11 protein-coding genes are annotated in these 12864 nt (G+C 66.8%); all 11 read left to right on the top strand.

All coding sequences use genetic code 11. The annotated features are described in order from the left end of the window. The first annotated feature begins 160 nt into the window (after positions 1-160). The 11 genes from rpsL to rplW all read left to right on the top strand — a co-directional run bounded on the left by rpsL (position 161) and on the right by rplW (position 12852). Positions 161-529, top strand: a complete 369-nt coding sequence (gene rpsL, locus MRBLWH7_RS10540; protein WP_018171438.1) for a 30S ribosomal protein S12 — start codon at positions 161-163, stop codon at positions 527-529. A 5-nt stretch (positions 530-534) separates the two neighbouring features. Beyond that, entirely contained in the window at positions 535-1005 is a 471-nt protein-coding gene (gene rpsG / locus MRBLWH7_RS10535) for a 30S ribosomal protein S7 (protein WP_056117669.1), read from the top strand. A 74-nt stretch (positions 1006-1079) separates the two neighbouring features. After that, a complete protein-coding gene (fusA, locus tag MRBLWH7_RS10530; RefSeq protein ID WP_341994221.1) occupies positions 1080-3194 on the top strand; it encodes an elongation factor G in 2115 nt (704 codons plus the stop codon). Between the two features lie 158 nt (positions 3195-3352). After that, complete coding sequence (gene tuf, locus MRBLWH7_RS10525) at positions 3353-4546, top strand: elongation factor Tu (RefSeq protein ID WP_308867838.1); 1194 nt, start codon at positions 3353-3355, stop codon at positions 4544-4546. Between the two features lie 179 nt (positions 4547-4725). After that, the gene (locus tag MRBLWH7_RS10520; RefSeq protein ID WP_341994219.1) at positions 4726-4944 is read left to right on the top strand and encodes an Rv0909 family putative TA system antitoxin; all 219 of its coding nucleotides are present in this window, start codon (positions 4726-4728) and stop codon (positions 4942-4944) included. 273 nt (positions 4945-5217) lie between these two features. After that, a complete protein-coding gene (locus MRBLWH7_RS10515; RefSeq protein WP_341994217.1) occupies positions 5218-8547 on the top strand; it encodes a hypothetical protein in 3330 nt (1109 codons plus the stop codon). A 491-nt stretch (positions 8548-9038) separates the two neighbouring features. Next, positions 9039-10436, top strand: coding sequence for a hypothetical protein (locus MRBLWH7_RS10510; RefSeq protein ID WP_341994213.1), 1398 nt, complete (start codon positions 9039-9041; stop codon positions 10434-10436). A gap of 476 nt (positions 10437-10912) precedes the next feature. Next, complete coding sequence (rpsJ, locus tag MRBLWH7_RS10505; RefSeq protein WP_018171443.1) at positions 10913-11221, top strand: 30S ribosomal protein S10; 309 nt, start codon at positions 10913-10915, stop codon at positions 11219-11221. Between the two features lie 8 nt (positions 11222-11229). Then, complete coding sequence (rplC, locus tag MRBLWH7_RS10500) at positions 11230-11889, top strand: 50S ribosomal protein L3 (RefSeq protein ID WP_341994207.1); 660 nt, start codon at positions 11230-11232, stop codon at positions 11887-11889. 4 nt (positions 11890-11893) lie between these two features. Further along, a complete protein-coding gene (gene rplD, locus MRBLWH7_RS10495; protein WP_341994205.1) occupies positions 11894-12556 on the top strand; it encodes a 50S ribosomal protein L4 in 663 nt (220 codons plus the stop codon). After that, entirely contained in the window at positions 12553-12852 is a 300-nt protein-coding gene (gene rplW, locus MRBLWH7_RS10490) for a 50S ribosomal protein L23 (RefSeq protein ID WP_045301485.1), read from the top strand. Before rplD ends, rplW begins: the two co-directional genes overlap by 4 nt. Positions 12853-12864 lie beyond the last annotated feature (12 nt).

Raw genomic sequence — 12864 nt, 5'->3', positions numbered from 1 at the left:
ACGAAAGCGCGACAGTCATTCTGGCGCGTCGGTGGGTCAGCGTGAGCCCGCAGCGTCACGAATCGAAAGATCCGGATGCCGCGGGGGAGACCACGACGCTGTCACCGTGCAGCACCTGTGCGGAGCCGACAGGCACCGCGCAGCACAACAAGGAGAGAACGTGCCAACCATTCAGCAGTTGGTTCGCAAGGGTCGCTCGCCCAAGGTCTCGAAGACCAAGGCGCCGGCGCTCAAGGCGAACCCGCAGCAGGCGGGTGTCTGCACCCGTGTGTACACCACCACCCCGAAGAAGCCGAACTCGGCGATGCGCAAGGTCGCCCGTGTCAAGCTCCGCAACGGCACCGAGGTCACCGCGTACATCCCGGGCGAGGGCCACAACCTGCAGGAGCACTCGCTCGTGCTCGTCCGCGGCGGTCGTGTGAAGGACCTCCCCGGTGTCCGCTACAAGATCGTCCGCGGTGCGCTCGACACCCAGGCAGTCAAGAACCGTAAGCAGGCTCGCAGCCGCTACGGCGCGAAGAAGGGCTGAGAAAGATGCCTCGTAAGGGACCCGCCCCGAAGCGCCCCGTCGTCAACGACCCGGTCTACGGCGCTCCGATCGTCAGCCAGCTCGTGAACAAGATCCTCGTCGACGGCAAGAAGTCGCTCGCCGAGTCGATCGTGTACACCGCCCTCAAGGGCGTCGAGGCGAAGAACGGCCAGGACGCCGTCGCCACGCTCAAGAAGGCGCTCGACAACGTGCGCCCGACCCTCGAGGTCAAGTCGCGCCGCGTCGGTGGCTCGACCTACCAGGTGCCGGTCGAGGTCAAGCCTCACCGCGCCAACACGCTCGCCCTCCGCTGGCTCGTGAGCTACGCCAAGGGCCGTCGTGAGAAGACGATGACCGAGCGCCTCCAGAACGAGATCCTGGACGCCTCGAACGGCCTCGGTGCCGCGGTCAAGCGCCGCGAAGACACCCACAAGATGGCCGAGTCGAACCGCGCCTTCGCGCACTACCGCTGGTAACCAGCATCCCCGCCGCTCCCGCGACCAGCGGGAGCGGCGGGCCAGCTACCACCTTCAACAACTAAGGACACCCCGTGGCACAAGAAGTGCTCACCGACCTCAACAAGGTCCGCAACATCGGCATCATGGCGCACATCGATGCCGGCAAGACGACGACGACCGAGCGCATCCTGTTCTACACGGGCGTCAACCACAAGATCGGCGAGACGCACGACGGCGCTGCCACCACCGACTGGATGGAGCAGGAGCAGGAGCGCGGCATCACGATCACGTCGGCCGCCGTCACCTGCTTCTGGAACAAGAACCAGATCAACATCATCGACACGCCCGGCCACGTCGACTTCACGGTCGAGGTCGAGCGCTCCCTCCGCGTCCTCGACGGCGCCGTCGCCGTCTTCGACGGCAAGGAGGGCGTCGAGCCCCAGTCCGAGACCGTGTGGCGTCAGGCCGACAAGTACGACGTGCCCCGGATCTGCTTCGTCAACAAGATGGACAAGCTGGGCGCCGACTTCTACTTCACGGTCGACACCATCGTCAACCGCCTGAAGGCCAAGCCGCTCGTGCTCCAGCTGCCCATCGGCTCGGAGAGCGACTTCGTGGGTGTCATCGACCTCGTCGAGATGCGCGCGCTGGTGTGGCCCGGCGACGCCAAGGGCGACGTGACCATGGGCGCCAAGTACGAGATCCAGGAGATCCCGGCCGACCTCGCCGACAAGGCCGCGGAGTACCGCGAGATCCTTCTCGAGACGGTCGCCGAGTCCGACGAGGAGCTTCTCGAGAAGCACTTCGGCGGCGAGGAGCTGACGGTCGCCGAGATCAAGGCCGCGATCCGCAAGCTCACCATCGCCTCGGAGCTCTACCCCGTGCTCTGCGGTTCGGCGTTCAAGAACCGCGGCGTGCAGCCGATGCTCGACGCCGTCGTGGACTACCTCCCGTCGCCCCTCGACGTCCCCGCCATCGAGGCGAAGGACCCGAAGGACGAAGAGATCATCATCGAGCGTCACGCCGACCGTGACGAGCCGTTCGCGGCCCTCGCGTTCAAGATCGTGACGCACCCGTTCTTCGGTCGCCTGACCTACATCCGCGTCTACTCGGGTCACCTCGACTCGGGCGCCCAGGTCGTCAACGCGACCAAAGGCAAGAAGGAGCGCATCGGGAAGATCTTCCAGATGCACGCCAACAAGGAGATGCCGGTCGACTCGGTCACCGCCGGTCACATCTACGCGGTCATCGGCCTGAAGGACACCACGACCGGTGACACCCTCGCCGACTCGAACAACCAGGTCGTCCTCGAGTCGATGACGTTCCCGGAGCCGGTCATCGAGGTCGCCATCGAGCCTAAGACCAAGGCCGATCAGGAGAAGCTGGGTCTCGCGATCCAGAAGCTCGCCGAGGAAGACCCGACGTTCCGCGTCGAGCAGAACGCCGAGACCGGCCAGACGGTCATCAAGGGCATGGGCGAGCTGCACCTCGACATCCTCGTGGACCGCATGAAGCGCGAGTTCAAGGTCGAGGCCAACGTCGGCAAGCCGCAGGTGGCGTACCGCGAGACGATCAAGAAGACCGTCGAGCGTCACGACTACACCCACAAGAAGCAGACCGGTGGTTCGGGCCAGTTCGCGAAGATCCAGTTCGCGCTCGAGCCCCTCGAGGTCACGGCCGACAAGACGTACGAGTTCGAGAACAAGGTCACCGGTGGCCGCATCCCGCGCGAGTACATCGAGCCGACCAACCAGGGCTTCCAGGACGCCATGAACGTCGGCGTGCTCGCCGGCTACCCCATGGTGGGCGTGAAGGCCATCCTCATGGACGGTGCGTCGCACGACGTCGACTCGTCCGAGATGGCGTTCAAGATCGCCGGCTCCATGGGCTTCAAGGAGGCCGTCCGCAAGGCGAACCCCGTCATCCTCGAGCCGCTCATGGCCGTCGAGGTGCGTACTCCCGAGGAGTACATGGGCGACGTCATCGGCGACCTGAACTCGCGTCGTGGCCAGATCCAGTCGATGGAGGACGCCCAGGGCGTCAAGGTCGTCCGCGCGCTGGTCCCGCTGTCCGAGATGTTCGGCTACATCGGCGACCTGCGTTCGAAGACCTCGGGCCGCGCCGTCTACTCGATGGAGTTCGACAGCTACGCCGAGGTTCCTCGCAACGTGGCCGACGAGATCGTCCAGAAGGTCAAGGGCGAGTAACCCTTTTCCGTCGGGATGCCTCGGTGACGAGGCATCCCGACGGCACAACTTCACACAGAATCACTAGAACCGTCTCTACTAAGGTGGAGATATCCCCGTAGACGACCGGCGCACACCAGCGCCCGGAACCTCTACACGAACGTCCTGAGGAGGACCCAGTGGCTAAGGCCAAGTTCGAGCGCACCAAGCCGCACGTGAACATCGGAACGATCGGTCACGTCGACCACGGCAAGACCACGCTCACCGCCGCAATCTCGAAGGTGCTCGCCGACACGTACCCGTCGGCCACCAACGTGCAGCGCGACTTCGCGTCGATCGACTCGGCTCCCGAGGAGCGTCAGCGCGGTATCACGATCAACATCTCGCACGTCGAGTACGAGACCCCGAAGCGTCACTACGCCCACGTCGACGCCCCGGGTCACGCCGACTACATCAAGAACATGATCACCGGTGCCGCTCAGATGGACGGCGCGATCCTCGTGGTCGCCGCCACCGACGGCCCGATGGCTCAGACGCGTGAGCACGTGCTGCTCGCCAAGCAGGTCGGCGTGCCCTACCTGCTCGTCGCGCTGAACAAGTCGGACATGGTCGACGACGAGGAGATCCTGGAGCTCGTCGAGCTCGAGGTTCGCGAGCTCCTCTCGTCGCAGGACTTCGACGGTGACAACGCTCCGGTCGTCCGCGTCTCGGGCCTCAAGGCTCTCGAGGGCGACGCCGAGTGGACCGCCAAGATCCTCGAGCTCATGGAGGCGGTCGACGAGTCGATCCCCGACCCGGTGCGTGACAAGGACAAGCCGTTCCTCATGCCCATCGAGGACGTCTTCACCATCACCGGCCGTGGCACGGTCGTCACGGGCCGCGCCGAGCGTGGCACGCTGGCCATCAACTCCGAGGTCGAGATCGTGGGTCTGCGCCCGACGCAGAAGACGATCGTCACCGGTATCGAGATGTTCCACAAGCAGCTCGACGAGGCCTGGGCCGGCGAGAACTGTGGTCTGCTCCTGCGCGGCACCAAGCGTGACGACGTCGAGCGCGGCCAGGTCGTCGTGAAGCCCGGTTCGGTCACCCCGCACACCAACTTCGAGGGCACGGCGTACATCCTGTCCAAGGAGGAGGGCGGCCGTCACAACCCGTTCTTCACGAACTACCGTCCGCAGTTCTACTTCCGCACCACCGACGTCACCGGCGTCATCACGCTGCCCGAGGGCACCGAGATGGTCATGCCCGGCGACACCACCGACATGACGGTCGAGCTGATCCAGCCGATCGCCATGGAGGAGGGCCTCGGCTACGCCATCCGTGAGGGTGGCCGCACCGTCGGCGCCGGCACGGTCACGAAGATCATCAAGTAAGGCTCTTCGGCGCAACTGCTGCGAGAAGCCCCCGGGAGTGATCCCGGGGGCTTCTCCGCGTTCGAGGGAGGCCTCGCGCGGACAGGCGCTGCACGGCGCGCAGGGGTTCCGCCGCAGCATCCGTCCCGCCAAGATGGATCTCGTGTCGCCCCGCCGGAGCGGCGTGCGAAGGAGAGAGCATGGGCGGTTTCGACGACCTCGTCAACCAGGGCAAGGGCGTATACGAGCAGAACAAGGACAAGATCGGCGAGTTCCTCAAGTCCGAGCAGGCCGAGGACATCAGCGACAAGGTTCTCGACGGCGCCTCGGATCTCGCGAAGAAGGTCGTGCCCGAGGAGCACCACGGCACGGTCGACGACGTCCGCGGGAACGTCGACGGAGCGGTCGGCAACCAGTAGCGGCGGAACCATCGAGAAGCGGCCCGGGGCGACCCGGGCCGCTTCTTCGTTCCCTCAGGAGATCCGCGCGGGAGCCCGCGGTATTCGCTCGGGTTCTTGACGCGCAGCGGTGACGCGAATACGTTTGGCGGCGGGAACACGCTTCGGCTCGTGTTTGGGGAGAACGCCGAACCATTTGGGGATCATCTGGGGACGCCTACTTCGCTGGCCGTTGCGTGCTGGGAGGGGCTCCATCTGGGGCACCCTGTGTCGTTTCGACCAAGGGTGAAGGAAATGTTCAGTCGTACTTTCGTGCGCGCCTCGAAGTCTGAGGGTCTGCGCAGCCGCATGCGTCAGGAGCGGAATCAGGAGCGCAGGATCGCGCTGCAGAACCGCTGGTATGTGGGGGGACTCGCGGCGATCGTCGCGAGTTCGCTCGTGTTCTCGGGTGTGTCCCCGGCATCGGCGGAGGAGGTGACCACAGACCCCGCCGCCACCACAGAGGCGACGACGACCGATACGACATCGACGGATGCCGCGACCTCGCCGCCTGCGGAAGAGCCAGCCGCGGAAGAACCCGCGGCTGAGGAGCCGGCAGCGGAAGAGCCCGCAGCCGAAGAGCCCGCGGCTCCCGCCGAAGAGGCCGCGGCTCCCGCCGACGAGGCCGCGGAAGAGCCGGCGGCTGAGGAGCCGGCGGCTCCCGTCGCTGCGCTTGCGGCACCCGCGGAGGACGTGATCACGCCCCTCGCGGTGAGCTGTACGCTCAACGGCACGTTCGAGATCGACGCCGACTACGAGCCTGGCACGTGTGGCGGCAACGACTGGACGAACGTCGCCCACGACGAGGCGACCCAGGGCGGGACGTACCAGACGTCGAACAAGGACGACTCCGACCCGGCGGGCTGGACCTCGTCGGGAAGCACGCCGCCCAAGGGTGACTTCGCCCGGGTGTACTCCTACGCACAGTCCGTCGGCGGCAACTACTACCTCGACTTCGCCTGGGAGCGGAGTCAGGAGAACGGCACGGGCGGCTACCTCATCGAGGTGACCAACGCAGGGGCGACGACGGCGCCGGATGGCACGCCGCAGCCGAACCGCACGAACGGCGGGGTTCTCTTCGTCATCACAACGCAGGGTGGGGGCGCGCCGGTCCTCTACCAGACCTGCACCTACACCTCGGTGGACGACTATCCCGGCGTGTGTGTCCCGTACGACGGCAGCGGATTCATCAGCGTGGTGAACGACGCCCCTGTCACCAACCCGTACGGCGAGGTCCTTCCCGCCGGGCAGTTCTTCGAGATCGGCATCAATGTCACCGACCTCACCAACGGTGTCGTCAAGCCGGGCTGCCCCGCGCCGTCGGCCGCAACCGCCTACATGCGCAGCTTCACGGGACAGCTCGCCGACCCGTCCAAGAACCTCAAGGGCTACATCGAGCCGCTGACCGTCGCACCGCCCTCGACGTGTGTGCCGCTGACGGCCACCAAGACCGCGGTCCCGTCGTTCGTCCGCGACTACGACTGGCAGATCGAGAAGACGGTCGACCCCGCGAGCGCCACGGTGCGCCCGGGTGAGAACGCGACCTTCGACTACACCGTCACGGTCACTCCCTCGGCGCCGATCGACTCGGGCTACACCGTCAAGGGCGTGATCACGGTCACCAACACCAACCCGATCGATGTGCCGATCACCGGCGTCGCGGACTCGATCCCCGGGGCACAGTGCACCATCACGACCCTGCAACTGCCGACCGTGCCGAAGAACGGCGGCACCGCGCAGGTCGAGTACAGCTGCACGCTCCCCTCGGGAACGGCCGGCACGAACACGGCGACCGTGACCTGGGACTCGTCGGCGATCCCCGCCGGGTCGACGCAGGCGTTCGCGGACTTCACGTTCGCGGGGGTCGCGCCCACCTCGACGACGGATGCCTCGGTGACCGTGTCCGACACGGCCGCTGAGTTCGACGGGCCGAAGACCGTCACCGACGTCACCAAGCCGACGGTGTTCGAGTACTCGCGTGACCTCGGCGACGATGTCGCAGCCGGCGCGTGCAAGGAATACGACAACACGGCATCGATCGCTGCGACGAGGACCCAGCCGGAGCTCTCCGACAGCGCCACCGTCGAGGTCTGCACCGGTGAGAACCTGACCATCGAGAAGAACGTCGTGGTGAGCCTGACGCGCACATACGCGTGGGACATCGAGAAGAGCGTCGATGAGACGGTCCGGACGGTCGACGAGAACGGTCAGGCGACGTTCACCTACACCGTCGAGGTGACTCCGGGCGCCGCGACCGACTCCGACTGGGCGATGGAGGGTGAGATCGACGTCACGAACCCGAACAACCAGGACGTGACGGCGACGGTGACCGACATGCCGTCGTTCGACGGTGCCTCGTGCACGGTGACCGATGGCGTCGACGCGACGATCCCTGCGAACTCGACCAAGACGTTCGAGTACACCTGCAGCTTCTCGAAGGACGGCCCGTTCATCACGGGGTCCAACAAGGCGACGGTGACGTGGGACGCCGACGAGGCGTCGAGCCCCGACTCGAGCGCGGAGTACACCGCGCCGATCACCGAGGCCGACTGGGACATGACCCTCGTCAACGACACCATCACGGTGTTCGACGACATGACCGACCCGGAGAACCCGGTCGAGCTCGGCACCGCGAACTGGGCCGACGGCCCGCAGGAGTTCGAGTACGAGCTGACGCTGGACGGCACACCGGGCACCTGCGTCGACTACACCAACACCGCGTGGATCGAGGAGACGGGCGAGCAGGCGGACGAGACCGTCACGGTCTGCGACTACGAGGACCTCATCGTCAGCAAGACGGCTGAGGGTTCGTTCGACCGCGACTACGACTGGACGATCACCAAGACGGTGGACCACACCTCCGCCACGGTGGGTGCCGGTGCGTCGGCGAAATTCACGTACACGGTGACGGTCACGCCGACGGCCGCCGTGGACTCGAACTTCGCGGTATGGGGCAGCATCTCGGTCACCAACCCGAACGACGTGGACGTGGCCATCACCCTCGAGGACGCTCTGCCGGGTGGGGAGTGCGAGGTCGCCGGGACCGACGACCTCGTGATCCCGGCCGGCGCGACGGTCGAGTTCCCGTACGAGTGCACCCTGGCCGACGCGACCGCCGAGACGGCCGTGACGAACACGGTGGACATCACGTGGGACGCCGAGGAGCTGCTCGGCACCTCGGGTGCCGCGGAAGCGACCGCCGACGTGGACTTCGCGGAGGTGACGCCGGCGACGACGGACGCCACTGCCGCCGTGTCGGACACCGCGGCCGAGTTCGGCGGCGAGGTCGTGCTCAACGCGGTCGACGGCGAGATGGTCTTCACGTACTCGCGTGACCTGTCGACCGTCGACGGCGCATGCGCGAAGCACCCGAACACCGCCACGGTCACCCCGTCGGACGACGAGCCCGCCTCGGCGTCGCAGTCGGTCGAGGTGTGCCCCGCGGCGCAGCCGCCGCTGCCGGCGACCGGTGGCGGACAGGTGCCGCCGCTCCTGGTCCTTCTCAGCGTGCTCGCGCTGCTCGGAGGCACGACGATGCTGATCGTCGCCCGCCGCCGTCGCGGAGAGGCCAAGGCAACCCTCTGAACGTGAGAGAGAGCGGGGCCGCGCCAAGGCCCCGCTCTCTCCCACACGATTCCCGCCGCGTGAGCGGAAAGGGCGCACGAGCCCCTCGTACCCCAAAGACGAGGGGCTCGTTCGTGCGTCGGGCGCGGGACGGATGCGGCGGCGCGCAGCATCCGTCCCGCGCGTCGATTTCGCACATCCGGGCGTGTAGCGATAGCCTGCACGAGCGGCGGTTCTCCGCCTGTTCCGCATCTTTCGGGAAGGACGCGGAACCGGATCCCATTCGGCCCGAACCGCGTGGAGTCTGACACCCGTCCCCCCACGGGTGGGTGGTGCGCCCCCGCGCATCGAAGGAACGCGGTACCCCCGTGCCGCAGCAGTGCCGACGTGCCCCCGCACGTCGCTGGGATGTACGGCGCGCCTCGATGGTGCGCCGCTGGGATGACGGTGCGCCTCGGCGCACCGCTGGGACGGCGCCGTGCGCCGAAAAAGGGGAGACCACTGTGTCTGCAGTGCGCAAGCGAACATTCAAGGCATTGGCTGGGGCGCTGGTCGCCGTCGCCCTCGTAGTGGCACCGCTGGTGACCGCCGGAGCGTCGGCTGCGGAGCCCTCCGCCAGCTGGCCGGCTGACACGGTCGGTGTGAAGGGCGAGCTCAAGGCGTGGACCAGCGACACCAACCACACCGATTACTGGAAGCAGCAGTATCCGGACGCCATCGCGTGCTACTCGAGCGAGGCGAGCACCGATCACGGTCGGATCACCGACGGCGGCAAGACCGTCACGCTCAACGAGTACAGCCCGTCCTGGCCGGGCGACCACTGGGAGGTGCTCGTCATCAAGGCGGGCAATGACTGGAACAGCGTGATCGAGAACCCGCAGGCGGGTGTCGCGTACGCGTCGCCGCCGAACAGCGCGGGCAACCAGGCGAACGTCTCGCACTGGATCGTCTGCAAGGGCAAGACGCCGGAGCAGCCGAAGGACAAGGTCACCGTGGACAAGGAGTCCACCACCGACTGCGTGAAGAATGTCGTCGTCACCGTCACCACCACCACGACCACCCCATACATCTGGGACGCCGCCACGCAGAAGTGGGTCCTGGACTCGGCCAACGCGGAGTCCTCCGAGAAGTCGGAGTCGCGCCCGCTGACCGAGGAGGAGTGGGCGGATTGCAACCCCACCACGACCAAGACCACCTATGGAGAGTGGGCCGACGGTGAGTGGGACTGCGGCGACACGAGCGTGACTCAGACCCGTGAGGTTTACACCACCGTCTACCACGGCGAGATCGCGGAACCGACCGTCACGACGACCGAGACGCAGGAGCGCGAGCTCACGCCGGAGGAGATCAGCGCGAACTGCGATCTGATCGCCGGTGTGATCGAGTCGGTGTGCATCGGCGACGCGCCCTTCCTCGGCTACGAGGTCACACTGCCCGAGGGCTTCGAGACCGAGGATGAGAACCCCGTCACCATCACGTTCGTGAACCCGGAGGGCGAGGACTACGTCGTGCCGGGCACGCACCCGCTCAGCGGCACCATCCTGTGGCCGGGCGCCTCGACCGGCACGCCGAAGATGTGGCCGGGCTGGGAGCTCGTGAACGGCGAGTACGTCAAGACGGACGGCAACTACGACTGGACCCGCAACGGCGTCACGGTCCGCTTCCAGGTCAACCCGTCGTACGAGACCGAGGTCGAGTACCCCGCCGCGAGCGAGGACTGCGCCAATCCGCCCGTCGGTGGTGGGGACGACCCGACCGGCACGCCGGCTTCCACCGACTCCGGGGCCCTCGCAGCCACGGGTGGCGGCATCAGCCCGATGTTCGCTGTCGCCGGCGGCGCTGCGCTCTTCGCGGGTATCTCGGTCGTCGCGATCGCGGCCTACCGTCGCCGTAAGGCCGGCGCTGAGTAACGCCGCATAAAGAGGTATCGGGGGCGGTCGCGCGGAGCGCGGCCGCCCCTTCCACGTGTGGTCGCAGCATCCGTTTCCGTCCCCTGCTGAGAAACGCCCGAGCATACCCGCGCCGCGACACGCCCGAGTTTGCGACACGCCCGGGCTGCACGTAGACTAGTGAGGTTCCACATTCCGACGCCCCTCTTGGCGTGCGTCGGATCACTGCCAGGGCAGTGCATAGGCAGCGCAACGCGCAGGGTCCTAGGCCGCGGGCAGCAGAACCACCACATCACGAATCCACCTCGGGCGGAGCTTTGCTTCGCGCGCGGGGGAGGACGGATGCCGGGACGCGGCGCTTCGGCGCGGCACCCGGATTGACAGCAGAACAGCGGTGCAGCACGCACTGCGTAAGCGGTGCAGAAGTGCCATGGCGCTTTGCGCCACGTGCGTCCAATGCCACAGGGGTATGACGCGAGAAAGAGAGTGAGCAGACAATGGCGGGACAGAAGATCCGCATTCGCCTGAAGTCGTACGACCACGAGGTCATCGACTCGTCGGCGCGCAAGATCGTCGACACCGTGACCCGTGCGGGCGCGACGGTCGTGGGCCCCGTGCCCCTTCCGACGGAGAAGAACGTGATCGCCGTGATCCGTTCTCCCCACAAGTACAAGGACAGCCGCGAGCACTTCGAGATGCGCACCCACAAGCGTCTGATCGACATCATCGATCCGACGCCCAAGGCTGTCGACTCGCTCATGCGCCTCGACCTCCCGGCCGATGTCAACATCGAGATCAAGCTCTGAGGTTCGACATGGCTGACGTCAACAACAAGGTTTCCAAGGGCCTGCTGGGTACCAAGCTCGGCATGACCCAGGTCTGGGATGAGAACGGCAAGCTCGTTCCCGTCACCGTCATCGAGATCGCCCCGAACGTGGTCACCCAGGTTCGCACCCCCGAGAAGGACGGCTACAAGGCCGTGCAGATCGGCTACGGGCAGATCGACCCCCGCAAGGTGAACCAGCCCCTCACGGCCCACTTCGAGGCCGCGGGTGTCACCCCGCGCCGTCACCTCACCGAGATCCGCACCGCGGACGCCGCTGACTACTCACTCGGTCAGGAGCTCACGGTGGACGGCACGTTCGAGGCCGGCCAGCTGGTCGACGTCGTCGGCACCAGCAAGGGCAAGGGCACCGCGGGTGTCATGAAGCGCCACAACTTCAAGGGTGTCTCCGCTTCGCACGGTGCGCACCGCAACCACCGCAAGCCCGGTTCGATCGGCGCCTCGTCGACCCCGAGCCGCGTGTTCAAGGGCATGCGCATGGCCGGCCGTATGGGTGGCGAGCGCGTGACCGTCCTCAACCTCAAGGTGCACGCCATCGACGCCGAGAAGGGTCTGCTGCTCGTCAAGGGCGCCGTCCCCGGTGCTCGCGGCCGCATCGTCTACGTCCGCAACGCAGTGAAGGGTGCCTGATCTCATGGCTGACTCGACTCTCGCGCTAGACGTCGTGAAGGCAGACGGCAAGAAGGCTGGCTCGGTCCAGCTGCCTGCCGAGCTCTTCGACGTCAAGACGAACATCCCGCTCATCCACCAGGTCGTCGTCGCGCAGCTCGCGGCGGCCCGCCAGGGCACCCACTCGACCAAGCGTCGCGGTGAGGTCTCGGGCGCCGGCCGCAAGCCCTTCAAGCAGAAGGGCACGGGTAACGCCCGCCAGGGCTCGATCCGCGCGCCGCACATGACCGGTGGTGGCATCGTCCACGGCCCGAAGCCGCGCGACTACTCGCAGCGCACCCCCAAGAAGATGATCGCGGCCGCCCTCCTGGGCGCGCTCAGCGACCGTGCTCGTGGTGAGCGCCTCCACGTCGTGGAGTCGTTCGCGATCGAGGGTGCCCCGTCGACCAAGGCCGCCGCTGCGGTCCTGACCGCTCTGGGCGCGACCAAGAACGTGCTCGTGGTCGTCGACCGCTCGGACGACATCAGCGTTCTGAGCGTCCGCAACATCGCGTTCGCGCACGTGCTGCCGGCTGACCAGCTCAACGCCTACGACGTGCTCGTCTCGGACGACATCGTCTTCACCAAGGCTGCTTACGACGCTTTCGTCGCGTCCAAGAGCGCCGCCACCGAGGAGGCCTCGGCATGACCGCCGTCAACAAGGACCCGCGCGACATCATCCTCAAGCCGGTCGTTTCGGAGAAGAGCTACGGGCTCATCGACGAGGGCAAGTACACCTTCCTCGTCGACCCCCGCGCCTCGAAGACCGAGATCAAGCTCGCCATCGAGAAGATCTTCGGCGTCAAGGTCGCGGCGGTCAACACGCTCAACCGCACGGGCAAGGCCCGTCGCACCCGCTTCGGCACCGGCAAGCGCAAGGACACCAAGCGCGCCATCGTGACCCTGAAGTCGGGCACCATCGACATCTTCACGGCAGTCGGCTGACGGTCGGGATAG

The sequence above is a fragment of the Microbacterium sp. LWH7-1.2 genome, assembly GCF_038397755.1.
Lineage (GTDB): Bacteria > Actinomycetota > Actinomycetes > Actinomycetales > Microbacteriaceae > Microbacterium.
Note: the sequence above shows the minus strand (reverse complement) of the source record. Positions and strands in the feature narration are given on the sequence as shown.

Bases quoted from the DNA above. Each gene is read 5' to 3' on its own strand.
- rpsG (WP_056117669.1), top strand. From the start codon at position 535: ATGCCTCGTAAGGGACCCGCCCCGAAGCGCCCCGTCGTCAACGACCCG.
- MRBLWH7_RS10520 (WP_341994219.1), top strand. From the start codon at position 4,726: ATGGGCGGTTTCGACGACCTCGTCAACCAGGGCAAGGGCGTATACGAG.
- MRBLWH7_RS10515 (WP_341994217.1), top strand. From the start codon at position 5,218: ATGTTCAGTCGTACTTTCGTGCGCGCCTCGAAGTCTGAGGGTCTGCGC.
- rpsJ (WP_018171443.1), top strand. From the start codon at position 10,913: ATGGCGGGACAGAAGATCCGCATTCGCCTGAAGTCGTACGACCACGAG.
- rplC (WP_341994207.1), top strand. From the start codon at position 11,230: ATGGCTGACGTCAACAACAAGGTTTCCAAGGGCCTGCTGGGTACCAAG.
- rplD (WP_341994205.1), top strand. From the start codon at position 11,894: ATGGCTGACTCGACTCTCGCGCTAGACGTCGTGAAGGCAGACGGCAAG.
- rplW (WP_045301485.1), top strand. From the start codon at position 12,553: ATGACCGCCGTCAACAAGGACCCGCGCGACATCATCCTCAAGCCGGTC.